15 protein-coding genes and 1 pseudogene are annotated in these 25,334 nt (G+C 71.4%); 11 read left to right on the top strand and 5 right to left on the bottom strand.

The genetic code is table 11. From position 1 onward, the window contains the following. Nucleotides 1–89 precede the first annotated feature (89 nt). Nucleotides 90–416, bottom strand: a pseudogene (locus OG627_RS12630) (WhiB family transcriptional regulator); the annotation flags it as partial. Between the two features lie 425 nt (nt 417–841). Between OG627_RS12630 and OG627_RS12625 the strand changes: the two are divergent. The 4 genes from OG627_RS12625 (at nt 842) to OG627_RS12610 (ending at nt 5,355) form a co-directional block, all read left to right on the top strand. Then, a complete protein-coding gene (locus tag OG627_RS12625; protein ID WP_003948568.1) occupies nt 842–1,453 on the top strand; it encodes a response regulator transcription factor in 612 nt (203 codons plus the stop codon). 295 nt (nt 1,454–1,748) lie between these two features. Further along, nucleotides 1,749–2,324 (top strand): sigma-70 family RNA polymerase sigma factor, encoded by a 576-nt coding sequence (locus OG627_RS12620; RefSeq protein WP_329064480.1) that lies wholly within the window; start codon nt 1,749–1,751, stop codon nt 2,322–2,324. A gap of 240 nt (nt 2,325–2,564) precedes the next feature. Continuing rightward, complete coding sequence (gene guaB, locus OG627_RS12615; RefSeq protein WP_329064478.1) at nt 2,565–4,067, top strand: IMP dehydrogenase; 1,503 nt, start codon at nt 2,565–2,567, stop codon at nt 4,065–4,067. Nucleotides 4,068–4,230: 163 nt separating this feature from the next. Further along, complete coding sequence (locus OG627_RS12610; protein WP_329064476.1) at nt 4,231–5,355, top strand: GuaB3 family IMP dehydrogenase-related protein; 1,125 nt, start codon at nt 4,231–4,233, stop codon at nt 5,353–5,355. A 71-nt stretch (nt 5,356–5,426) separates the two neighbouring features. Here OG627_RS12610 and OG627_RS12605 read toward each other — a convergent pair whose 3' ends face one another. Together OG627_RS12605 and OG627_RS12600 are read right to left on the bottom strand one after the other, a co-directional pair. Further along, nucleotides 5,427–5,918, bottom strand: coding sequence for a hypothetical protein (locus OG627_RS12605; protein ID WP_329064473.1), 492 nt, complete (start codon nt 5,916–5,918; stop codon nt 5,427–5,429). A gap of 140 nt (nt 5,919–6,058) precedes the next feature. Further along, a complete protein-coding gene (locus tag OG627_RS12600) occupies nt 6,059–7,321 on the bottom strand; it encodes a nucleotide sugar dehydrogenase (RefSeq protein WP_329064471.1) in 1,263 nt (420 codons plus the stop codon). Nucleotides 7,322–7,665: 344 nt separating this feature from the next. On the opposite strand from OG627_RS12600, the gene OG627_RS12595 reads away from it, so the two are divergent. The 6 genes from OG627_RS12595 (at nt 7,666) to OG627_RS12570 (ending at nt 21,243) form a co-directional block, all read left to right on the top strand. Further along, entirely contained in the window at nt 7,666–9,372 is a 1,707-nt protein-coding gene (locus tag OG627_RS12595; RefSeq protein ID WP_329064469.1) for a glycerol-3-phosphate dehydrogenase/oxidase, read from the top strand. 485 nt (nt 9,373–9,857) lie between these two features. After that, on the top strand, nt 9,858–11,756 hold the full coding sequence (locus OG627_RS12590; RefSeq protein ID WP_329064467.1) for a serine/threonine-protein kinase: 1,899 nt from the start codon (nt 9,858–9,860) through the stop codon (nt 11,754–11,756). Nucleotides 11,757–12,000: 244 nt separating this feature from the next. Continuing rightward, the gene (locus OG627_RS12585; RefSeq protein ID WP_329064465.1) at nt 12,001–15,291 is read left to right on the top strand and encodes a serine/threonine protein kinase; all 3,291 of its coding nucleotides are present in this window, start codon (nt 12,001–12,003) and stop codon (nt 15,289–15,291) included. A 221-nt stretch (nt 15,292–15,512) separates the two neighbouring features. Continuing rightward, nucleotides 15,513–17,483, top strand: coding sequence for a serine/threonine-protein kinase (locus OG627_RS12580; RefSeq protein ID WP_329064464.1), 1,971 nt, complete (start codon nt 15,513–15,515; stop codon nt 17,481–17,483). Between the two features lie 167 nt (nt 17,484–17,650). Then, nucleotides 17,651–19,294 carry a succinic semialdehyde dehydrogenase gene (locus OG627_RS12575; RefSeq protein ID WP_329064462.1) on the top strand — a complete coding sequence of 548 codons (1,644 nt, stop codon included), beginning with the start codon at nt 17,651–17,653 and terminating at the stop codon, nt 19,292–19,294. An 86-nt stretch (nt 19,295–19,380) separates the two neighbouring features. After that, nucleotides 19,381–21,243: a GMC oxidoreductase gene (locus OG627_RS12570; protein ID WP_443073463.1), complete on the top strand. Its 1,863-nt coding sequence runs from the start codon at nt 19,381–19,383 to the stop codon at nt 21,241–21,243. A gap of 127 nt (nt 21,244–21,370) precedes the next feature. Here the strand turns inward: OG627_RS12570 and OG627_RS12565 are convergent, their stop codons facing one another. Beyond that, entirely contained in the window at nt 21,371–22,429 is a 1,059-nt protein-coding gene (locus OG627_RS12565; protein WP_329064460.1) for an LAETG motif-containing sortase-dependent surface protein, read from the bottom strand. Between the two features lie 464 nt (nt 22,430–22,893). Next, a complete protein-coding gene (locus OG627_RS12560; RefSeq protein WP_329064458.1) occupies nt 22,894–23,211 on the bottom strand; it encodes a chorismate mutase in 318 nt (105 codons plus the stop codon). 363 nt (nt 23,212–23,574) lie between these two features. Here OG627_RS12560 and guaA point away from each other — a divergent pair, with 363 nt between their 5' ends. Further along, nucleotides 23,575–25,158 carry a glutamine-hydrolyzing GMP synthase gene (guaA, locus tag OG627_RS12555; protein WP_329064456.1) on the top strand — a complete coding sequence of 528 codons (1,584 nt, stop codon included), beginning with the start codon at nt 23,575–23,577 and terminating at the stop codon, nt 25,156–25,158. The last annotated feature ends 176 nt before the right edge of the window (nt 25,159–25,334 follow it).

Raw genomic sequence — 25,334 nt, 5'->3', positions numbered from 1 at the left:
GTACGTCAGCCGCTGCCGTGCGCGGTGTGTCCCGCATGGCCCACGTGTCCCGCGTGCCCGGCACGGTCGGCGTGGCCGCCGTGATCCGGGCCCGCTCCGGCCGCCGGCCCCGACGGGGCCGACGCGGTGATCAGCCGGGTGCGTGCCCGCCCCATCAGCTCCTCGCGCTCGTCCTCGGTCAGTCCGCCCCACACGCCGTACGGCTCCCGTACCGCCAGCGCGTGCGCCGCGCACTCCGCGCGGACCGGGCACCGCATGCACACCTCTTTCGCCGAGTTCTCACGCGCGCTTCGTGCCGCGCCTCTTTCCCCCTCCGGGTGGAAGAAGAGCGAACTGTCGACACCACGACAAGCCGCGAGGAGCTGCCAGTCCCACAGATCTGCGTTCGGTCCGGGAAGGCGGGAGAAATCTGCCATTGCTCATGTCCCCTTGAAACCGTGCTGAGGCGGATACGGGCGGCTTGGACGCCGGGTACGAGCGCGACGCGCAACTCGCACCGGTGCTCACGACCGTACATCTACTATCTAAGTAGATGTAAATATGACTCATTACGAATCTAGCCACAGACACCAGTGAAAGTGAAGAAAAGCCGCTAAATGGGGCATGGTTTCCCCCGGTGTGCCAGGGGTGGGCGCCGTTCTTCTCCGTGTGCGCCCCCTCGCGGGGAGTGCGGAACTCGATCCTCCGACCCGTAACTCTTTCGAGTGACCATCGTTGAGTGTGTGAGGCGGTTGAGAGAATGAGCGATCGGGCACATGTCCGAGAGCGTCAATCGCACAGGTGACGACATGTACCCAGCCTGGAGGCTCAAGGTGACGCGCATCAGCTGCGGAGGACGGTCATGACATCCGTCCTCGTCTGCGACGACTCCCCGCTTGCCCGAGAGGCGCTCCGCCGCGCGGTCGCGACCGTGCCCGGTGTCGAGCGCGTGACGACCGCGGCCAACGGCGAGGAAGTCCTCCGCCGCTGGGGCGCGGATCGGTCCGATCTGATTCTCATGGATGTCCGCATGCCTGGACTCGGGGGTGTGGAGACGGTCCGGCGGCTGCTCTCGGCCGACCCCGGCGCCCGGATCATCATGCTCACGGTGGCCGAGGACCTGGACGGCGTGGCTCTCGCCGTCGCCGCCGGTGCCCGTGGATATCTGCACAAGGACGCCTCCCGCGCCGAGCTGCGCGCGACCGTCACCCAGGCGCTCGCCGATCCGACCTGGCGCCTCGCGCCGCGCCGGCTCCGCTCGGCCGAGATGGGCGCGGCGCCCACCCTCACGGCCCGCGAGATCCAGGTGCTCGAAGGGATGAGTCACGGCCGCTCCAACGCGGAGATCGGCCGTGAGCTGTTCCTTTCCGAGGACACGGTCAAGACGCACGCCCGGCGCCTCTTCAAGAAGCTCGGCGCCTCGGACCGCGCGCACGCGGTCGCGCTCGGCTTCCGCTGGGGCCTCGTGCGCTGACCCGCCGTACCGGTTTCCCCGCCCGCCGAGAGGTTCCGCCGAGTCCGTAACCGATTCCGTACGGACCTCTGGGCGAGCGGCGGTGGCCGAGTGGGCGGGGGCAACGTACGCCCGTACACACCCGTTTCCCGCGCTATGCCGCATCCTTGGAGATGTGGAGTTCCTCGGGGACGAGTCGGACGAGCGCGAGGGGAGGGCGCCGGGAATGAGTTCTGCCGCACCCGCTCATAACGCTTCGGTGCACAACTATGGACGCGGCGCCGCCGATCAGCAGCCGCCAAGGCACCATGGACCGATGCGCGATGACGAGACCACGGTGATCGGTGCGCTCGTTCACCGTGCCGTCGACGGCGACGAAAGGGCTACGCACGATCTGCTGGCGCGGGTCCACCCGCTCGCGCTGCGCTACTGCCGTACGCGGCTGAGCCGGCTGCCGGGTGATGCGCGCCACTTCGTGGAGGACCTCGCGCAGGAGGTGTGCGTCGCGGTTCTGATGGCGCTGCCGCGCTACCGCGACACCGGACGCCCCTTCGAGGCGTTCGTCTTCGCCATCGCCGGACACAAGGTCGCCGACCTCCAGCGGGCCGCCATGCGGCACCCGGGGTCGACCGCGGTGCCGTCCGACGAGATGCCCGAGCGGCCCGACGATTCGCTGGGCCCGGAGGAGCGCGCGCTGCTCAGCAGCGACGCGGAATGGGCCAAGAAGCTGCTCGCGAACCTGCCGGACAACCAGCGCGAGCTGCTGGTGCTCAGGGTCGCGGTCGGGCTCACGGCCGAGGAGACCGGGCAGATGCTCGGAATGTCGCCCGGAGCCGTGCGGGTCGCCCAGCACCGCGCGCTCAGCAGACTGAGGGCCCTGGCCGGGCAGTGATCACCGGCGCGCAGTGATCACCGGCGCCCGGCGCGTCCGATGCGCGGGCGGGGCACCCGATGCGCCGGCGGGGCACGCGATTGCCTGGCGGGGCGGGCGGCGGAGGCGGCGCGGCACCGACATGGGAGTCTACGGATGAACATACGAAGCCGATCGGTGATCTTGTTCGTGGAATGAGAGGCTCGCGGAGCCCGTTAGCATGGACATCCGCACCGATCAAGGTCATTTGGGGAAGGTGTCATGACTGCAAACGTCGACGGAGTGCCCGAGAAATTCGCGACGCTCGGGCTGACATACGACGACGTGCTGCTGCTGCCTGGCGCCTCGGAGGTCCTGCCCAACCAGGTGGACACCGCGTCGCTGGTCTCCCGCAACGTCAAGGTGAACATCCCGCTGCTCTCCGCCGCGATGGACAAGGTCACCGAGGCCCGGATGGCGATCGCCATGGCGCGGCAGGGCGGCGTCGGCGTGCTGCACCGCAATCTCTCCATCGCCGACCAGGCCAACCAGGTCGACCTGGTGAAGCGCTCCGAGTCCGGCATGGTGACCGACCCGATCACCGTCCACCCGGACGCGACGCTCGCCGAGGCCGACCAGCTCTGCGCCAAGTTCCGGATCAGCGGCGTCCCGGTCACCGACCGCGCGGGCAAGCTGCTCGGCATCGTCACCAACCGTGACATGGCCTTCGAGGCGGACCGTACGCGCCAGGTGCGCGAGGTCATGACCCCGATGCCGCTCGTCACCGGCAAGGTCGGCATCTCCGGCGTGGACGCCATGGAGCTGCTGCGCCGTCACAAGATCGAGAAGCTGCCGCTGGTCGACGACGCGGGCATCCTCAAGGGCCTCATCACGGTCAAGGACTTCGTCAAGGCCGAGAAGTACCCGAACGCCGCCAAGGACGCCGAGGGCAGGCTGCTCGTCGGCGCCGCCGTCGGCGCCAGCCCGGAGGCGCTGGAGCGCGCCCAGGCGCTGGTCGCGGCGGGCGTCGACTTCCTGGTCGTAGACACCTCGCACGGCCACAACAGCAACGCGCTGAGCTGGATGTCCAAGATCAAGTCGAGTGTCTCCGTCGACATCATCGGCGGCAATGTCGCCACCCGGGACGGCGCCAAGGCGCTGATCGACGCGGGTGTGGACGGCGTCAAGGTGGGCGTGGGCCCCGGCTCGATCTGCACCACCCGTGTCGTCGCCGGCATCGGTGTTCCCCAGGTCACCGCGATCTACGAGGCGGCGGTCGTCTGTCAGGCGGCCGGTGTCCCGGTCATCGGCGACGGCGGCCTCCAGTACTCGGGCGACATCGGCAAGGCGCTCGCCGCCGGTGCCAGCACGGTGATGCTCGGCAGCCTGCTCGCGGGCTGCGAGGAGTCGCCGGGAGAGCTTCAGTTCATCAACGGCAAGCAGTTCAAGTCGTACCGCGGCATGGGCTCGCTCGGCGCGATGCAGTCGCGCGGCCAGGGCCGCTCGTTCTCGAAGGACCGCTACTTCCAGGCCGAGGTCTCCTCCGACGACAAGCTCGTCCCCGAGGGCATCGAGGGCCAGGTCCCCTACCGGGGCCCGCTCTCCGCCGTGCTGCACCAGCTCGTCGGCGGCCTCCGCCAGACCATGGGGTACGTGGGCGCCGCGTCCATCGACGAGATGGAGAGCAAGGGCAAGTTCGTCCGGATCACCGCGGCGGGCCTCAAGGAGAGCCACCCGCACGACATCCAGATGACGGTCGAGGCGCCGAACTACACCCGGGGCTGAACCGCGCGCATCCATGAGGGACGGTCCCCGGCGCGGGACCGTCCCTCACGGTTGTGCCGGGCCGCGCCCACCGGCACGAGGTGCCGGGACGTGCCGTCGGGCACCGGGTGAACGGGCGTCGGGGATACTGGGACGGCAGACGTAGAGGGAAAGGCCACACATCGTGACTGAGATCGAGATCGGGCGCGGCAAGCGCGGCCGCAGGGCGTACGCGTTCGACGACATCGCCGTCGTCCCGAGCCGGCGCACCCGGGATCCGAAGGAGGTCTCGATCGCCTGGCAGATCGACGCCTACCGGTTCGAGCTGCCGTTCCTGGCCGCGCCCATGGACTCCGTGGTCTCCCCGCGGACGGCGATCCGTATCGGCGAGATGGGTGGTCTGGGCGTCCTCAACCTGGAGGGCCTGTGGACCCGGTACGAGGACCCGCAGCCGCTGCTCGACGAGATCGCCGGGCTCGACGAGGCGACCGCCAACCGCAGGCTCCAGGAGATCTACGACGAGCCTATTAAGGAAGAGCTGATCGGGCAGCGCATCAAGGAGGTGCGCGACTCGGGTGTGGTCACCGCGGCGGCGCTCTCGCCGCAGCGCACCGCCCAGTTCTCCAAGGCTGTGGTGGACGCCGGGGTCGACATCTTCGTCATCCGCGGTACGACGGTCTCCGCCGAGCACGTCTCCGGCGCGGCCGAGCCGCTGAACCTCAAGCAGTTCATCTACGAGCTGGACGTCCCGGTCATCGTCGGCGGCTGCGCCACGTACACCGCCGCCCTGCACCTGATGCGGACGGGCGCGGCGGGCGTGCTGGTCGGCTTCGGCGGCGGCGCGGCGCACACCACCCGCAACGTGCTGGGCATCCAGGTCCCGATGGCCACCGCCGTCGCGGATGTCGCGGCGGCCCGCCGTGACTACATGGACGAGTCCGGCGGCCGGTACGTGCACGTCATCGCGGACGGCGGGGTCGGCTGGTCCGGCGACCTGCCCAAGGCGATCGCCTGCGGCGCCGACTCCGTCATGATCGGCTCTCCGCTGGCGCGTGCCAGCGACGCGCCCGGCAAGGGGCGTCACTGGGGCATGGAGGCCGTCCACGAGGACGTGCCGCGCGGCAAGCTGGTCGACCTGGGCATCGCCGGGACGACGGAGGAGGTCCTGACGGGCCCCTCGCACAGCCCGGACGGATCGATGAACTTCTTCGGCGCGCTGAAGCGGGCCATGGCGACGACGGGCTACAGCGAACTCAAGGAGTTCCAGCGCGTCGAGGTCACGGTGGCGGACTCGCAGCACAGCCGCTGACCGCGGCTCCTCGCCGGAAAAGGCCGCCTCTTCGAGAAGAGGCGGCCTTTCGCGTTCGGGACGGCGACCTCTCAGGCCGCTGCCTTGCGGGCGCCGGAGAAGGCGGCGAACGCCGCGAGCGCGAAGAAGAGGAAGGTCATGACACCGCTGCCCTCTTTCCAGAGGGTGTTCAGCTCACCGGTGTGCCGGAAGAGGATCTCCGTCGCGGTCAGGCTCTGCGACTTGGCGATGATGATCGCGATCTCGAAGAGCTGCCCCACGTAGACGGCGGCCAGGGACAGAAGGGCGCTGACGACCGGCAGGACCGGGTTGGGGCCGCCCACCTTGCCCGCGGCGAAGCCGGTCAGGAAGCCGACACCGACGGCGGCCCAGCCGATCTCGCGCTCCATGGCGCCGGCGATCCCGCCGTACACCGCGGCGGCGACGAGCGCGGCGACGAAAGCGGCCGCCAGGCCGAGGCCGAGGCTGTCGTTGACCGGAGGCGGGGCGTACGGGGCGGGCGCGCCGGCGTTGTCGGCGTTGTCGGCGAACGGGTTGCCGGTCGGTGGAACGGACTGGCTCATGGTGTGGATCCCCCCAGGGAAAACGGCGTGTACATGACTTGCGCACGACCGTCACGGACATTAGCAGCCCGGTCGGACATCCCGGTGAGGTATTTCCCCGGGGACGCCGCGGCGGCGGGCGTCCGGCGGGGAGGCCGTGGTCAGAGCCGGTACGCCGCGCCCGCCGGGCTCGCGCCCCTGGTGTCCAGCAGCAGTTGCGCCTTGACCGCGAGGCCCTGGAGGTCGTACGTGCGGTGGTGCTGGAGCAGGACCGTCAGATCGGCGTTGGCGGCGGCCTCGTAAAGAGAGTCCGCGCGCGGTACGGGCAGCTCGCGCACGCGCCAGTCGGGTACGTAGGGGTCGTGGTAGCTGACGGTGGCGCCCAGGTCCATCAGCCGGCAGGCGATCTCGGTCGCCGGTGAGCTCTCCTGGTCGGCCAGGTCGGGCTTGTAGGTGACGCCGAGGAGCAGCACCCGGGCTCCGCGCGCGGACTTGCCGTGTTCGTTGAGCAGGGTGGCGCAGCGCTGGATGACGTACTGCGGCATGCGGCTGTTGATCTCCTGGGCGAGGCCGACCATGCGCAGCGGATGGCCGGGGGTGCGGCCCGCGTGCGGCAGATAGCTGGGGTCCATCGGCACGCCGTGGCCGCCGACGCCGGGGCCCGGCCGGAACGCCTGGAAGCCGAAGGGCTTGGTCTCGGCGCAGCGGATGACGTCCCAGAGGTCGACGCCGAGGTCGTGGCAGAGCACGGCCATCTCGTTGACGAGGGCGATGTTCACATGCCGGAAGTTGGTTTCGAGGAGCTTGACGGTCTCCGCCTCGCGCGGGCCGCGGGCGCGTACGACCTTGTCGGTGAGGCGGCTGTAGAAGGTGGCGGCCGACTCGGTGCAGGCGGGGGTGAGGCCGCCGATCACCTTGGGGGTGTTGGCGAAGCCGTAGGCACGGTTGCCGGGGTCGAGCCGTCCGGGGGAGTAGGCGAGGTGGAAGTCGCGGCCGGCGCGCAGGCCCGATCCCTCCTCCAGGATCCCGCGCAGGAAGCCCTCCGTGGTGCCGGGCGCGGCGGGTGACTCCAGCAGCACGGTGGTGTGCGGGCGCAGCCGGGCGGCCAGGGCGCGGGCCGCGGCGCCGATCGCGGTGAGATCGGGGGTGCGGTCGGCGCCGAGGGGGGTGGGGGCGCAGATCACGGCGGTACGGACCCGGCCCAGCTCGGTGGGGTTGGTGGTGGGCCGGAACCCTCCCGAGAGCATCCGGCGGACGTCGGAGGCGGTGAGCGGGCCGTCGACCGGGCTCTGGCCCGCGGCCAGTTTCGCGACGGGACGGGGGTCGGTGTCGTAGCCGATGGTGTCGATACCGGCGGCCACGGCGGCCTGGGCGAGGGGGAGGCCGAGGTGGCCGAGTCCGATGACGGCGAGATCTGCGGGCATGGCGGTGGCCGCGTCCTTCCTGCGGTCCTGTCCGGGTGATCTTTGCCGGGCCCGGACAGGATCTAGCCGGAGTTGACAGTGAGCGCAAGCCCGGTGGACAGAATGAGCGAGCGCACAGTCAGACTAGGCTTAAATATGACCGTTATGCGGTAGGGCGTGGCCGAGAGTGAACGTTTGTCAGATATTGCGCCTTTTGGGGGTCGATGGGTGCGGGCTTTGGTCCGCCGCCGAGCGGCCTGTGACCGGGTGTGACGGGAGTTATCCACAGCCGGTGGCTGAAGTCGCCGACTGCGGACAGAATCGATCTGTGGGCCCGACCACGCGGGGGACGATGGGAGGCAGCGGTGAGGACAGCGACACTGGGACCTGGGGAGCGCGCCCGAGCGCTGGCGGCGATGACCGAGCGCGAGCTGGACGTGCTGGTGGTCGGTGCGGGGGTGGTCGGGGCGGGCACCGCTCTCGACGCCGTCACACGCGGGCTGGCGACCGGACTCGTGGAGGCGCGCGACTGGGCCGCCGGCACGTCGAGCCGGTCGAGCAAGCTGATCCACGGCGGTCTGCGCTACCTGGAGATGCTCGACTTCGCGCTGGTGCGCGAGGCCCTCAAGGAACGGGGGCTGCTGCTGGAGAAGCTGGCGCCCCATCTGGTCAAGCCCGTGCCGTTCCTGTACCCGTTGCGGCACAAGGGCTGGGAGCGGGTCTACGCGGGATCGGGCGTCGCGCTGTACGACGCCATGTCCGTCTCGTCGGGCCATGGCCGCGGGCTGCCCGTCCACCGCCATCTCTCCCGTCGCAACGCCCTGCGGGTGGCGCCCTGCCTGAAGAAGGACTCCCTGGTCGGCGCGTTGCAGTACTACGACGCGCAGATGGACGACGCGCGCTATGTGGCGACCCTCGTCCGCACGGCCGCCACCTACGGCGCGCAGGTCGCCAACGGGGCGCGGGTCATCGGCTTCCTGCGCGAGGGCGAGCGGGTCGTGGGCGCGCGCGTGCGGGACGTGGAGGCCGGCGGCGAGTACGAGATCCGGGCCAAACAGGTCGTCAACGCCACCGGGGTCTGGACGGACGACACCCAGGGGCTGATCGCCGAGCGCGGCCAGTTCCACGTCCGGGCCTCCAAGGGCATCCATCTGGTCGTGCCCAAGGACCGGATCCACTCCTCGACCGGGCTGATCCTGCGGACCGAGAAATCGGTGCTGTTCGTCATCCCCTGGGGCCGCCACTGGATCGTCGGCACCACCGACACCGACTGGGACCTGGACAAGGCCCACCCCGCCGCCTCCAGCGCCGATATCGACTATCTGCTGGAGCATGTGAACTCGGTGCTGTCCGTGCCCCTGACCCGCGACGACGTGCAGGGGGTGTACGCGGGGCTGCGCCCGCTGCTGGCCGGGGAGTCGGACGCGACCAGCAAGCTGTCGCGCGAGCACACGGTCGCGCATCCGGTGCCCGGCATGGTGGTCGTCGCCGGGGGCAAGTACACCACCTACCGGGTGATGGCCAAGGACGCGGTGGACGAGGCGGTGCACGGTCTCGACCAGCGGGTGGCGGACTGCGTCACGGAGGACGTTCCGCTGCTCGGCGCCGAGGGGTATCACGCGCTGTGGAACGCGCGGGCCGGCATGGCGGCCAGGACCGGGATCCACGTGGCCAGGGTCGAGCATCTGCTGAACCGCTACGGCACGCTGGTGGAGGAGCTGCTGGAGATGATCGCGGCCGACCCGGGACTCGGCGAGCCGCTCGGCGGGGCCGACGACTATCTGCGCGCCGAGGTCGTCTACGCGGCCTCCCACGAAGGGGCCTGTCACCTGGAGGACGTACTGACCCGCCGGACCCGGATCTCGATCGAGACCTTCGACCGGGGGACGCGCAGCGCACGGGAGTGCGCGGAGCTGATGGCGCCGGTGCTCGGCTGGGACAAGGACCAGATCGAGCGGGAAGTCACGCACTACGAGAAGCGGGTGGAGGCCGAACGGGAGTCGCAGCGGCAGCCGGACGACCAGACGGCGGACGCGGCGCGGCTGGGCGCACCGGACATCGTGCCGACCTGACGGCCCGGGGGAGGGCCGGTCGGGCGGGGGAAGGCAGGTTGGGCGGGGGCGGTCTCGGCGGCGGCACCGGCTCGGAGGTTTCTGCGGCCGGCACCGGCTTGTCTTGAACCGGGGGGAGGAGAGGCACGTATAGACGCACGGGCGGCGGGCGGACGACGCCCGGTGGGTCCGGCCGCAGTGCGGGTGCCCGACTGAGTGACACACGCTCAGAAGTGCACCCCACGCGCACCATCCGTCACAGCGGACTCACCCGTTACGCGTGCACTTGTGCAGAATTCGAACAGGGGCATGGTTGACGGAGTGTTCGGTGCTGCCCCGGGCAGTGGCATGGTGAGGGGTCCATCGGGCGGCGCCATCCCGGCGGGCACCGGACCCGGGAGCAGTGGCGGTCCCGGAGTGAGGGACAATGAAGGCTCTGCCAGGGCGCGTTACGGCACCGTGCGGCGGCGGGCGCGCGCCAGGATCAGGGATCGCAGAGGGGACGCATGTCGGAGTCGAAGCAGTCGCGGGACACGGCGCAGGAGCCTCGGCGGGAAGCCGTGAAGGGCACCGACGACACCCCGGAAGGCCGCCTGCTCGCGGGCAGGTACCGGCTCGGCGCGGTCCTCGGACGCGGTGGCATGGGCACGGTGTGGCGGGCCCTCGACGAGACGCTCGGCCGGACGGTCGCGGTGAAGGAGCTGCGCTTCCCCTCCAGCATCGACGACGACGAGAAGCGCCGGCTCATCACGCGCACACTCCGCGAGGCCAAGGCGATCGCCCGGATCCGCAACAACGGCGCGGTCACCGTCTTCGATGTCGTGGACGAGGACGACCGGCCCTGGATCGTCATGGAGCTGGTCGAGGGCAAGTCCCTCGCCGAAGCCGTCCGCGAGGACGGTCTTCTGACGCCCAGACGGGCCGCGGAGGTCGGGCTCGCGATCCTCGACGTGCTGCGCCTGGCGCACCGCGAGGGCATTCTGCACCGCGATGTGAAGCCGTCCAACGTGCTGATCGCCGAGGACGGCCGCGTCGTGCTCACGGACTTCGGCATCGCCCAGGTCGAGGGCGACCCGTCGGTCACCTCGACCGGGATGCTCGTCGGCGCCCCCTCCTACATCTCGCCCGAGCGCGCCCGCGGCCACAAGCCGGGCCCGGCCGCCGACCTCTGGTCGCTCGGCGGGCTGCTGTACGCGTCGGTGGAGGGCTCGCCCCCGTACGACAAGGGCTCCGCCATCGCCACGCTGACGGCGGTCATGACCGAGCCGCTCGACCCGCCGAAGAACGCGGGCGCGCTGGAAGAGGTCATCTACGGGCTGCTGGCCAAGGACCCCGACCAGCGGCTCGACGACGCGGGCGCGCGGGCGCTCCTCGAAGACATCATCCAGGCGCCCGACCGTGAGCCCGAGCCCGCGCTCGACGCCACCCGGGCGATTCCGATGCCGTCGCCGCCCCCCGAGCTCCGGTCGGCGCCGCGTCCCGCGCGAGGCGCCGCCGGCTACCAGCAGCCGCCCGTCCAGGCGGCCGCTCCGGCCCGGCCGGCCACGCCGCGTGCCTCGCTCACCGATGTGGTGCCCCGGCGCACGCTGGTGGTGATCGCGGTCGTCGCCGCGCTGGCCATCATCGCCACGGTGCTGATCGTCGCGCTGAACGGTGACGGGAGTTCTGACGACACGTCCGGTTCCGGCAAGGGGGACACGACGGCCTCCGCCGGGGCCGTCACCGACTCCGCGGGCAACGGCGACAAGGAGAGCCCGGCGCCGGGCAAGAGCCCTGCGGGGGACGGCAAGGGCGATGCCGCTGCCGCCGCCGGACAGGATTCCGGAAGTTCCGGTTCCGATTCGGCCGCAGGCTCCGACACGTCGGACGACACCGACGACAAGGCCGACGACGCCGGAAAAGACGACGAGGACAAGGCCGGCAAGGGCAAGACGGACAACGACGGGGTGCCCGACGGGTACACCACGGTCAGTGACACCCAGTTCCGCTTCTCCATGGCGATGCCCGAAGGGTTCCGCAAGACGGGCATAGCCGGGAGCAACTCCGGCGGCATATACAGCAAGAGCGGCGGATTCCCCCGGGTCCAGGGTGACTTCACCAGCACCCCGACCGGCGACGCCGTGCTCGCCTGGCGGCAGCAGGAGCCGAGCGTCAGCCGGAGCAGCTCCAACTACAAGCGCATCAGCCTCAAGGAAGCCGACTACAACGGCTATCCGACCGTCGCCGACTGGGAGTTCGAGCGCGACCAGAGCGGCGAGCGGATCAGGGTCCTCAACCGCGGCTTCAAGGTCGACGGCTCCCGCGGGTACTCGATCATGGTGAGCTGCAAGGCGAGCGAGTGGGACGAGTCGGAGTGCGAGACGCTGCGGGAGACCGCCTTCGCCACCTTCGAGCCGAAGGGCTGAGCGCGCGGGCGGGACGGGGCGGGGGCCCGGCGGTTACGGGCGGAGCGGTTACGGGCAGGAGTGGAGTGTTACGGATGCGAACGTTCCGCACCGGGTTGCCGCGACCCGGCGGCACGTTCGGCCGCGGCCACGTATCGTGAGTCTCGCGAACCGTACGCATCCACAATGAGCCGGTAAACGACCGGAATTGGCGGTTTCGTGGGTCTCCGGGACCGGAAGACCGCCTGTTTGTCGGGGAGGCGTCGTGGACGAATACGCGGGACGGGTGCTCGCCGACCGCTATCGCCTGCCCCTGCCGCCGTCCGACGAGTACGAACTCGCCGAGACCCGTGCGTTCGACACGTACAGCGGCCAGGAAGTCCTCGTCCGGCAGGTGCCGTTGCCGGAGGTCGTGGAGGCCGAGGTCATCGACGCCGACGGCGCCGCCGCACCCCGGCGGGCCCCCGGACGTACTCCCCGCAGACATACCGACCCGGCCGTCCGGCGCGCCATCGAGGCGGCGCAGAGCGCCGCCCAGATCCCGGACCACCCCAGGCTCGACCAGGTCTTCGACGTCTTCGCGGAGTCCGGCTCGCTGTGGATAGTGAGCGAACTCGTCGCGGCCAGGCCGCTCGCCGCGCTGCTCGCCGAGAAGCCGCTCAACCCGTTCCGCGCGGCCGAGATCGCGTCCGACGTGCTCACCGCCGTCCGCGTGGTGCACGCGCACGGCTGGACGCACCGGAACATCACCGTCCGTACGGTGCTCGTCTGCGACGACGGACGGGTCGTGCTGACCGGGCTCGCTGCGGGCGCGGCCGAGGAGGCGCTGTGCGGATACGCGCCGGTCCCTGAGCCCCCCGACGAGCCGGAACCGTACGAGCCCGGACCGCCGCCGCCCGCACTCGACGACTCCGGCGCCCACGAACAGCTCGGCACCGGCGGCCACCCCGGTCCGCCCGCCGGGACACCCGAGGCCGGGACGCCGGGCCTGGGTTACGCGCCGGGGCCCACGGCAGGCGTGCCCGGCGCACAGAACAGGGCCGCGCTGGAGACGGGCCAGGCCGCGCAGAGCCCGTACGGCGAGGGCACCTCGTCCGGCACGTCCGGCGCGATGCCCCGCCCGCACCACGGCACACCCGGCGTCCCCGCACCGTACGGAGGCCAGCCCGCGCTGCCCGGCGGCAGCGGCTCCGGTGACATCCGCGCCGCGCGCGCCGGTGCCATCGCCGCCTACCGCGCCGGAGCCCGCGCCGCCGCGCGGGCCAGTGAGGACCGGGCGTCCGACACGGGCGCTCTGCCCCCGCTGCCGGAGCCCGGCACCGGCGAAGAGCCCCGGGACCCGGCGTACGAGGCGCGGCGGGACCCGGAGCGCGACGAGACGCTGACACCGCCCCGAGGCACCTCGCAGGGGCCGTCCCAGGGTCCGTCGCAGGGCGCCTCTCCGGGGCCGTCCCAGGCCGGCGGTGATCCGGACTGGTGGGCCCAGCCGCGCGCCTTCGAGGAGACGGACGCCGACGAGGACGACGACCCGCCCGCGCCGCCCTACCGCGCCCGGCTCGCCGGCGTCTGGAACGACGGCCCGGCGCCCTGGAACGACGCCTCGGGCTCGCTGCCCGCGGGCGGCAGCCCGTACGGACCGGACTCGGCGGGCCCGTTCGGCGGCGGCACATCGGGGATCCCCGTACCCGGACGGCGTCCCGCGGGCACGGCCCGCCGGGGGAGGCCCGCGCTGCCGCCCGCCGGGCACGACTCCGCCGGGCACGACTCCACGGAAAACGGGGCCACCGGGGCCACCGGAGCCATCGAGGCGCGTGGCGGCGGCAGCCCGTACTCCGGCTCCGGCAACGGACCGTACGGCAGTGGCCACACCGGCGGCGGGCAGTCCGGCGGCGGGCAGTCCGGCGGTGGACACGGCGGCAGCGGTCAGTTCGGCAGCGGACAGGCCGGTACCGGACAGGCCGGAGGTTCGCGTGACGCGCTGCGCGCCGACTCGCAGCGGCACGCCACGCAGGTGCCCGCCGCCGCGGGCCGGGGCGCCGGGGCCGGCCGCTGGGACGAGATCGTGGCGAACGGCCCCGTTCCCGCCTACCGGGGACCCGCCACCCCCCTCGCGGCCGAGCGCGCCCGGCAGGCGCGCATCGCGGTCGTCGGCGCGGTCACCGAGCGCTGGGCGCCCGAACAGGCCGGGCCCGTCCACGAGAACTGGCAGCTGGCACCGCCCATCGGACCGGCCACCGACCTGTGGGCGCTGGGCGCGCTGCTGTACCGCGCGGTCCAGGGCCACGCCCCGTATCCGGAGGAGAGCGCGATCGAGCTGGTGCAGCTCGTCTGCGCCGAACCGCCCGCGTTCGCCGAGGAGTGCGGGCCGCTGCGCCCCGTCGTCGAGTCGCTGCTGCGTCAGGACCCGACCGAGCGACCGGACTTCGAGGAGCTGCGCGGCTGGCTGCGTTCGCTCGTACGGTCCGCTCCCGAGCCGGAGGCCGGTCTGGATGTCGTACCGGTACCGTCCGACGAGACGCGGCTGCCGATCGTGCGCCGCCGGGGCGAGCTGGTGCGCAGGCGGCGCATCTGGGGCCGTGGGCGCGACGCGGAGCACGGACGCCACCGCCACAAGAAGGGCAAGGAGCGCAAGGACGCGGGCGGCGGCAGAAGCGCCGGTGGCGGCGAGTACGTCGAGCAGTCCTACGGCCGCGCCGAGGCCGAGGAGACCTACGAGCGCCCCGAGATCTTCGAGAGCCTCGGCCGTCCTGAGCCGTCGTCCGGTTCCTACGGCCCGTCCGATCCGGCGGACCGGGACGACCGCGCCGTAGGCCGCTCCGAGCGGGGGCGCGCGCCGAACGCCCTGGGCCGTACGTTGCTGCTGCTGATACTGCTCCTCCTGGTGGCGGTCGTCGTGTACGCGGTGAAGTTCATGCCCAGGACGGATACGGGTCAGCAGGGCCAGAGCGTCGGCGAGGCGAGCCCCGGCACGTCCGCCGCGCCGCAGGAACCGGGCGTACAGCCGCCCGGGGAGGGGGCCTCCGACACCGGGCCTTCCGCGTCCGGCAGCCGGGACAACCCCAACACCTCGGCCCCCCAGACCTCCGGACCCGCCGTCGACGTCGCCAAGGGGTACGCCCTGCGCGAGGACACGGAGGGATTCCGTATCGCGGTCGACAAGACCTGGCAGCGGCGGCCCATCAACGACAGCGGGCAAGTCCGCTACGTGGGCGGAGACTTCACGCTGATAGTCGTCCCGGGCCGGGACACCGTCGCGCAGAACGGCTCCGACCCGATGGACTACCAGCGCGACAAGGAGCGTGAGATACAGCCGTTCCGTGACTCCAGTTGGGCCACCGCTTCGGGGCTGCGCCGCATCGACGTGGGGCAACAGGCCATGGCGGAGGGGCAGTACACCTGGCAGGACAGCAGCGGCCGCGACGTCTTCGTCCGGAACCTCGCGATGATCATCGCCGGCCGGTACCACGTCATCCAGGTCATCGGCCCCGAGGACGAGCGCGACAAGGTCGGCGAGATCTACGAACAGGCCACCGGGGCCTACCGCGTTACCGGCTGACGGACCGTAGTGGGATCGCGGAGCGGCCCGGACCCGGGTCCCGGATCCTGACCCTGATCCGCCCCGGTTCCCGACCCGGATCCGCCCCGAACTCCGGTTCCTTGCAACGGCGGTGACCCCGCGCCGCTCCGGTCGCGGGCATCACGGTGCGGTTTCCGTGACCGACCCGAGGTTTCGTGTCCCCGTGCCGCTCCGTAATCTGTGAGCCCAAGGAACGGGGCATGGACGTGGAGCATTCGCAGGGGACGGGTTTGGGCTCGGGGACTGGAAGCACCGGAAGTGCGGCGGGAGCGGGTGGCGCGGGCAGCGGAACCGACACCCCCGACGGGCTGTTGCTGGCCGGGCGGTACCGGCTCGGCGCGAGCATCGGCAGCGGTGGCATGGGCCGGGTGTGGCGCGCGCACGACGAGGTGCTGCACCGGGTGGTCGCCATCAAGGAGCTGACGGCGGGACGGTACGTCTCCGAGGCCGACCGGGCCGTACTCCACGAGCGGACCCGGAAAGAAGCCCGCGCCGCCGCCCGCATCACCCATCCGGCGGTCGTCACCGTCCATGACGTCCTCGACCATGACGGCCGCCCGTGGATCGTCATGCAGTACGTCGACGGCCCCTCCCTCGCCGACGCGGCGAAGGAATCCGGTCCGATGGACATCCGCGAGACGGCCAGGATCGGGCTCGCGGTCCTGGAGGCGCTGAGCGCCGCGCACGCCGCGGGAGTGCTGCACCGCGATGTGAAGCCCGGCAACGTCCTGCTCGCCCGCGATGGCCACGTCCTGCTCACCGACTTCGGTATCGCGGCCATAGAGGGCGACAGCACCATCACCAGGACCGGCGAAATCGTCGGCTCCATCGACTATCTGGCGCCCGAGCGGGTACGGGGCCACGATCCCGGCCCCGCCTCCGATCTCTGGTCGCTGGGCGTCACGCTCTACACCGCCGTCCAGGGGACCTCGCCGTTCCGCCGCGCCTCCCCGCTCTCCACGATGCAGGCCGTCGTCGCCGACGAACCGGACCACCCCGACCAGGCGGGGCCGCTCGCTCCGGTGATCGCCGCGCTGCTGCGCAAGGACCCGGACACGCGCTCCGGCGCCGGCGAGACCGAACGCCTGCTGCGCGAGGTGGCGGAGGGGCGGGCACCGGCCGGAGCGTGGTCGCACGATCCGACCGTATCCGTACGGAACGACGACCGGGGCGCTTCCGGCACCGCGCGGCTGCCCACCGAGGGGTCCACCGAGAGGTCCACGCAGCAGTCCACGCAGCAGTCCACCGAGAGGTCCACGCGGGGATCCACGCAGCGGTCCACGCAGGGCGTCGCGTTCAACGGGGCGGATCCCACGTCACCGGCGGCGTCGTCCATACCGGGGCAGTCGTCCATACCGGGGCGGGGGACGGCGAGCGGCACCGCGTCCGCGTCCGTACCCTCGCCCATACCGTCGCCGGGCTCCGACACCGGCTCCGGTTCCGGCTCCGACTTCGGCTCTGGTTCCGGTTCCGGTTCTGTGGCCGCGCCCGAGCGGGCCGGGCGCCGCCGGAGCCGGTTGCGTACGACGGCCGTGGCCATCGCCGTCGCGGCGGTCCTCGGCGGTGGAGTCGGCTTCGCCGCCCTGAAGTTCTCGGGCGACGGCGGCGACACCAACGCCGGGCATTCGACGACCGGTACCAGCGAGGGGACCGGCGCCGGGAACAGCGCCGAGCCCGGCAACGGCACCGAGGAACCCACGGACGACACGTCGGCCGACAGCGACTGGGAGCGGGTCGAGGCGCCCGAGGGCTTCACCCTCAACATCCCCCAGGGCTGGGAGCGCCAGTCAGGCGACCAGATCGACTACAGCCCCGACAACGGGGCTCATCTGCTCCGGATCAGCATCGCGTCGCCCGACTTCGAGGATCCGTACACGCACATGCAGAACATGGAGAAGCAGCTGCAACGGCTGCCGAACTACGAGCGCGTCGAGATGGCTCCCAACGCCTTCCGTGACAAGGAGCGTTCCGCGCGCTGGGAGTTCACCTGGAGCGAGAAGACGGACGGCGCGGACCGGCGGCACGCCATCGACCAGATCTACTACTCGGACGACGACAACACCGAGTACGCGATCTACATGTCAGGACCGGAGGAGGACTGGGCGAACACGCGCAAACAGTTCGACGCCATACTGCGCAGCTGGCAGCCGCCGCCGCAGGACGCGAGCTGACGGTCCATCCCGCACCCCCCGATCCAGCCACAACCCGCTGATCAGGGGTTATGTGGCCAGTGATCACTGGCGTGATGCACGCGGCCCTTCAATACCCGGCCCGCGCCTGGCGGAAAGGTGTTACCGCCGGGTATCCAAAGCCTCCGATGCGTCATACCCTCGGCCCCATGACGGACTCGAAGCCAGCCACCGCCGCCCCGGGAACCCTCGCCGCCACCGCCGCCCCGGGGACCAACCCCGTGGCCGCCTCCCCGGCCGGCGCGCGTACCGCCGCCGATGTGGTCACCCCCGAGGTGGTCGCCCGGCTCGTACGCGGTCTCGTCGGGTCCGGCCGTACCGCCAATCACTCCCCCTTCACCGGCGGGAAACTGGCCGACCTGCCCGAGTCCACCCCCGAGGACGTGGCGAGCGCCTTCGAGCGGGCGCGCGCCGCCCAGCCCGGATGGGCCGGGCTCCCCGTGCGGCAGCGGGCGGCCGTGCTGCTCCGCTTCCACGATCTCGTACTGGAGCGGCAGGCCGAGGTGCTCGACCTGATCCAGCTGGAGACCGGCAAGGCCAGGCTGCACGCCCACGAAGAGGTGCAGGCCGTCGCCGTCGTGGCCCGGCACTACGGGCTGAAGGCCCCCGCGTATCTGCGGCCGAAGCGGCACCTCGGCGCGGTGCCGGTGCTCACGAAGGCCACCGAGCTGCGCCAGCCGCGCGGAGTCGTCGGGCAGATCTCGCCGTGGAACTATCCCTTCGAACTGTCCGTCGGTGACGCGCTGCCCGGCCTCGTCGCGGGCAACGCCCTGGTGATGAAACCCGACACGGAGACCGCGCTCACCGCGCTGTGGGGGCGTGACCTGCTGATCGAGGCGGGTCTGCCGGCCGAGGTCTTCCAGGTCGTCCTGGGCGAGGGGCCGGTCGTGGGGCCCGAGATCGTCGCACACGCCGACTACGTCTCGTTCACCGGATCGACCCGCACCGGACGGGAGGTCGCGCGGGGCGCGGCGGACCGGCTCGTCGGTGTCACCCTCGAACTCGGCGGCAAGAACGCCATGCTGGTGCTGGCCGACGCCGATGTGGAGAAGGCGGCGGAGGGCGCCGTACGCGCGTGCTTCTCCTCGGCGGGACAGCTCTGCGTCTCCATCGAGCGGCTGTACGTCCACGAGTCGGTCGCCGACGCGTTCACGGAGCGGTTCGTCGCCCGTACGAAGGCCATGCGGCTCGGCAACTCCCTCGCGTACGGGGCCGAGATGGGCTCCCTCGCGGGCGAGCGCCAGCTCGAAGCGGTCACCCGTCATGTCGAGGAGGCCGTCGAGAAGGGCGCCACGGTCCTCGCGGGCGGTGTCGCCCGCCCCGACATCGGACCGCTCTTCTACGAGCCGACCATCCTCGAAGGCGTCGAGGCGCCGATGGCCGTCTGCGCGGAAGAGACCTTCGGCCCGGTCGTCTCCCTCTACCGGTTCGGCTCCGAGGACGAGGCGATCGACCTGGCCAACGCGCTGCCGTACGGACTCAACGCGAGCGTCTGGACCACGGACGCGGCGCGCGGCCACCGGGTCGCCGCCCGGCTCCGCAGCGGCACGGTCAACATCAACGAGGGATACGCGTCGGCGTACGGCAGCGTGCGGGCGCCGATGGGCGGAATGAAGGATTCAGGTCTCGGCCGACGGCACGGGTCCGAGGGCATCCTCAAATTCACCGAGGCCCAGACGGTCGCGCACCAGCGTCTCCTGCCGATGGCGCCCTCGATGGGGCTGGACGACGAGCGGTACGCGGCGCTGATGAGCCGGAGCCTGCGGGTGATGAAGATCCTCCGGCTCCGTTAGTACATCCCCCCTCAGTACGCCCGGCCAGTACGCCCGGCCAGTACGTCCGGCCAGTACGTCCCGCCAGTTCTCAACGAGGAGAGCCAGTGTCACAGGACAGCCATGCCCGGAAGGGGCGGGACCCCAACGGCCGCGACCGTGACCGCGATCCGGACCGTGCCAACGACTACGACTACGACGTGATCGTGGTCGGCTCCGGCTTCGGCGGGGCCGTATCCGCGCTGCGGCTGACGGAGAAGGGCTATCGCGTCGGCGTCCTGGAGGCGGGCCGCCGCTTCACCCGCGAGACCCTCCCCAAGAACTCCTGGGACCTCAGGAACTATCTGTGGGCCCCCGCCCTCGGTCTCTACGGCATCCAGCGCGTCCATCTGCTCGGCAACGTGATGGTGCTGGCGGGTGCCGGGGTCGGCGGCGGCTCCCTCAACTACGCCAACACGCTCTACGTTCCGCCCGCCGCGTTCTTCAACGACCCGCAGTGGGCGGGCATCACCGACTGGGAACAGGAGCTGAAGCCCTACTACGACCAGGCCGCCCGGATGCTCGGCGTACGCCTCAACCCCACCATGACCCCCTCCGACGTCCATCTGAAGGCCGCCGCCGAGGAGATGGGCGTCGGCGACACCTTCCATCCCGCCCCGGTCGGCGTCTTCTTCGGAGACGGCAAGGACGCGGACGGCGCCGCCAGGGCCCGGCCGGGTGCCCCGGCGTCCGACCCGTACTTCGGCGGCACCGGCCCCGCCCGCCGGGCCTGCACCGAATGCGGCGAGTGCATGACGGGCTGCCGGCACGGCGCGAAGAACACCCTCACCGAGAACTACCTGTACCTGGCGGAGCGGGCCGGGGCGGTCATCCACCCCATGACGTCGGTGATCGCCCTCACGGACGGCGGCGAGGACGGCCTTCGCGTCACCACCGTGCCGACGGACCAACGGCGCAAGGGCCGTACACAAGTCTTCCGCGCCCCACGGGTCGTGATCGCGGCCGGCACGTACGGCACCCAGACCCTTCTGCACACCATGCGTGACCGGGGTCTGCTGCCCCGGCTCTCGGCGCGGCTCGGGGAGCTGACCCGGACCAACTCCGAGGCGCTGGTCGGCGCGCAGACCGACGACCGGCGCTACCGCGCACGCCACGGCGCGCCGAAGGCGGACTTCACCCGGGGCGTCGCCATCACCTCCTCGATCCATCCGAACGGCACCACCCACGTCGAACCGGTGCGGTACGGCAGGGGATCCAACGCGATGGGCGCCCTGTCCATCCTCCAGGTCCCCTACGGCGAACGGCGGCTGCGGGCCTGGCTGACGAACGCCGCCCGGCATCCGCGGCTGCTGCTGCGCTCGTTCTCCAACCGCAAATGGTCGGAGCGCACGATCATCGGACTGGTCATGCAGTCGCTGGACAACTCCCTGACGACCTACCGCAAACCGGGCGGCGTCGGAAAGGGCCTGCTCACCGCCCGCCAGGGCCATGGCGCGCCCAACCCGAAGCAGATACCCGAGGCGACCCGGGCCGCCACCCTCATCGCGGCGGAGATCAACGGCTTCGCCGGCAGCAACGTCGGCGAGCTGATGGGCACGCCGCTGACCGCCCACTTCCTGGGCGGCTGCGTCATCGGCGCCTCGGCGGACGAGGGCGTCATCGACCCGTACCACCGGCTGTACGGGCATCCCGCCGTCTCGGTCGTCGACGGCTCGGCGGTCTCGGCGAACCTCGGGGTCAACCCGTCCCTGACGATCACGGCCCAGGCCGAGCGCGCCATGTCCTTCTGGCCGAACAAGGGCGAGACCGACCCCCGGCCCGAGCAGAGCGCGGACACGCCCTATATACGGCTGCCCCCGGTCGAACCGCTCGCCCCCGCGGTCCCGGCGGAGGCGTTCGGCGCGCTGCGACTGCCGTTCCTGGCGGTGCCGAAGGTACCGCCGCGCGACGCCCCGCCGAAGAGTTCATGAAGTCGAAAAGCGCATGAGCGCATGAGAGAGGCGCTGCACCCCCCTCCGAGTGCAGCGCCTCTCTGCTTCGCGCGCGTGACGCGAGCCGCGCCGGGCGGCCCTACGCGTCACGTCGTACGTGTACGGGTCACGCCGTGGCGTCACCGTCGCGGCGGCGCTTCATGGCGAACATCACTCCGGCACCGGCGAGGACGGCGATCCCGCCGACCGTGCCGATGACGGGCATCATCGAGGAGGATCCGGTCTCGGCGAGGCTGCCGGTGACGGGCAGCGGGTTGGCGCCACCCTGCGGCTTCGTGTCGCTGGGCTTGGTGGTGGAGCCGGGGGTGGGCTTGCCCGGGGTCTCGTTGCTCTGGCCGGCCGGCAGGACTTCGAACGTCCAGTCGGTGAAGGAGCTGAACTCGCAGTCGGTGTCGCTGTCCGTGTACCAGGCGATGCCGACGGCGTAGCTGTCGTCCGTCGGGGCCTTGGCGCCGATGTTCAGCCGCAGCTTGAGATCCACGTACGACTTGGCCTTCAGAGTGGTGTCACCGATGTAGACGCCGCTCATGATGTCCTGCGTGGCCTCGAGCCACTTGCCGTTCTTGTCCTGGAACTGGATCGTGGTGTACGTGCCGAGCTGGTCCTTGTCCTTCATGGACTCGGTCTCGTTGACGACGAACAGCGCCCAGTCGATCCTGCCGAGAGCCTTGTCGGACGTGTTGGTCGCCCGCAGGGTGAAGGGGTGCCAACCACTGCCGGCCACGATCTTGCCCGGCAGACCGCTGATCCCCAGCTCCAGCGCCGAATCGAAGTAGTCCTCGTCCTCGTCCTGGCACTCCTCGGGAGCGGACGGCTTGCCACTCGGCTCCGTCGGCGCGCTGCTCTGCGTGCTCGGCGCGCTGGGGCTGGGCGCCCCGTCGGTCGGGCTCGTGGCGCCCCCGGTCGGCTCGGTGGCCCCGTCGGTCGGCTCGGTGGCCTCGCCGCCGGGCTCCGTGGTCTCCTCGCCGGGCTCCGTGGTGCCGTCGGAGGGGGCCGGGTCGCTCTCCGACTCCTCGGGGGCCGGGCTCGACGCGCTGGGCGAGGGAGACTCGGTCGTCGTCGCGTTCTCCTCACCGGTCGCGAACGCGGCCGGAGCGGAGAAGAAGGCGGCGGGGGCTATGACAGCGGTCGCGGCAGCGACGGCCATAGCGCGGCGGAGCTTCATGGAGACCTCAGCGAAGTTCGGCGCACCACCGGTCATCGGCGGTGCGGAGTCGTTGGGCCCTCCCAGGTGGGGGTCACAGGTGAGGCCGTTGGTTTCGCATGCAAGACCTGCGACCTGTGGGAATGGTTGCACCCGTCTTCACAGAATCTTTAAGTGGTGTGCGTCACGTGCGCGGCCGGCGAGGAAAAGCCGGACGGCCGGCCCCGGGCGTCCCCGGAGCCGGCCGTTCGTCGTGTGACCGGGCTGCTGTCCCCTGCCTACCGGTCACGTTCGCCGGGACGAGGTCCCACGGCGCACTTGCGAAGTGCGTCGCACGTCCCGGCGGAGCCACGCTGGTTCCTCTGTGTCCGCGCGCCCGGACAGTTCAACGAAGGCGGGGTGCGGGCGGTCACGCGCCGTACGGGTGAGAGCGGGTTCCGAACGTGTCTGCGGGTGTCCGGCCCGCCGCCCGTCCGTGCGCGGTCCTAGACGCGGCCGCGGCTCAGTTCCAGCAGCGTCATCGCCAGCGCCGTGCCCGGCTTGCCGAGGGCGCCGCTGTAGTGGCCGAGGATCTCCATCTCGCGGGAGAGGTTGACGCGGCGGCCACCGGAGGCGATCCGGGCGTCCTGGATGACGGCCGAGATCGCGATCCGTTCCTGGACGAGTCCGATGATCCGGTCGTCGAGCGCGTCGATGCGGTCGCGCGCGCCGCCGATGAGCGCGGCGGCCTCTTCGGTGCGGGCGCCGGTGTCGGGGGTGGTGGCCGGGGCGGTGCTGGTCGTGTTGTTCCGCGTGACGGTCATGTCGGTGTCCTTCGGTTCGGGGGCGGGGGAGCCGCGGGCCCCGAACGCGACAGACGCCCCGGGCCTTGTCGGCCCGGGGCGCCTGGGAAGTCGCTTGTCAGCTCAAGCAGCACGACCATGGCAGCCGGACGGGCCGGTGCCATAGGTAAAGACGTAGGTCAGGTGCTCGCGCATGGGGACAGTATGGACCCGATGTCCTCGCGCCCGGCAACGCGGGTTCGGATGGTGAGACGAAAGCGCCGCCCCCGCGGCGTCGTACGAAGGTCCGTACCGGGGACCGGGCGCTGTCCCCGGGCCGTGGCGGGGCCCCGTTAGAATCGAGGCATCAGCACCCCTCTCACTTCACCGCCGGAAGGCCGCCCCGTGCCAGCAGCACCCCCCGCCGCCCCCGACGTCGTTCTCGTCGTCGACTTCGGCGCGCAGTACGCCCAGCTCATCGCCCGTCGTGTCCGCGAGGCCCGGGTCTACAGCGAGATCGTCCCGTCCACGATGCCCGTGGCCGAGATGCTGGCCAAGAACCCCAAGGCGATCATCCTCTCCGGCGGCCCGTCCTCCGTCTACGCGGAGCAGGCCCCGACCGTGGACCGCGCGCTGTTCGAGGCCGGGGTGCCCGTCTTCGGCATGTGCTACGGCTTCCAGCTGATGGCGACCGTGCTCGGCGGGACCGTCGACAACACGGGCGCGCGCGAGTACGGCCGCACCGAGCTGCGCGTCTCCCGGACCGACTCCACGCTCTTCGAGGGCACCCCGGCCGAGCAGGCCGTATGGATGTCGCACGGCGACGCCTGCTCCGCCGCGCCCGCCGGGTTCACCGTCACCGCGTCCACGGACGTCGTACCGGTCGCCGCCTTCGAGGACGACGAGAAGAAGCTGTACGGGGTCCAGCACCACCCCGAGGTGCTGCACTCCACCCACGGGCAGCAGGTCCTGGAGCACTTCCTCTACCGGGGCGCCGGCATCGAGCCGAACTGGACCACCGCGAACGTGGTGGACGAGCAGGTCGCCCTCGTCCGCGAGCAGGTCGGCACGAAGCGCGCCATCTGCGGGCTGTCCGGCGGCGTCGACTCGGCCGTGGCCGCCGCCCTCGTCCAGAAGGCCATCGGATCCCAGCTGACCTGCGTGTACGTCGACCACGGTCTGATGCGCAAGGGCGAGACCGAGCAGGTCGAGAAGGACTTCGTCGCCGCGACGGGCGTGCAGCTCAGGGTGGTCGACGCGCAGGACCGTTTCCTGGACGCGCTGGCCGGGGTCTCCGACCCCGAGCAGAAGCGGAAGATCATCGGCCGTGAGTTCATCCGGGTCTTCGAGCAGGCCCAGGCCGAGATCGTCGCCGAGGCGGGCGCGGAGGGCGAGGACGTCGCGTTCCTCGTCCAGGGCACGCTCTACCCCGACGTGGTCGAGTCCGGCGGCGGCACCGGCACGGCCAACATCAAGTCGCACCACAATGTCGGCGGGCTCCCCGACGACATCGAGTTCGAACTCGTCGAGCCGCTGCGCAAGCTGTTCAAGGACGAGGTCCGGATGGTCGGCCAGCAGCTCGGCCTGCCGGACGAGATCGTCCAGCGCCAGCCCTTCCCCGGCCCCGGCCTCGGTATCCGTATCGTCGGCGAGGTCACGCGCGAGCGCCTCGACCTGCTGCGCGAGGCCGACGCGATCGCCCGCGAGGAGCTGACAGCGGCCGGTCTCGACCGGGAGATCTGGCAGTGCCCGGTCGTCCTGCTCGCGGACGTGCGGTCCGTGGGCGTCCAGGGCGACGGACGGACGTACGGCCACCCGATCGTGCTGCGGCCGGTCTCGTCCGAGGACGCGATGACGGCCGACTGGACGCGCATGCCGTACGACGTCCTGGCGAAGATCTCCACCCGCATCACCAACGAGGTCGCGGACGTCAACCGCGTGGTCCTCGATGTGACGAGCAAGCCGCCGGGGACGATCGAGTGGGAGTAACCCGACCGGCGTCCACCGCGAGCGACGTGAGTGACGTGAGCCGAACCTGAGTGACGTGAGCCGAAAGAGCCATTTCCGGTCGGGATCGATCTGCTGGCGATCAACTGGCGTCGTTCCGCGGAGGACTGAGCCCGTCGGGTCAACACCGTAACGATGTTGTCACCCGTTACGACCGG

The sequence above is a fragment of the Streptomyces sp. NBC_01429 genome (assembly GCF_036231945.1).
GTDB lineage: Bacteria > Actinomycetota > Actinomycetes > Streptomycetales > Streptomycetaceae > Streptomyces.
Note: the sequence above shows the minus strand (reverse complement) of the source record. Positions and strands in the feature narration are given on the sequence as shown.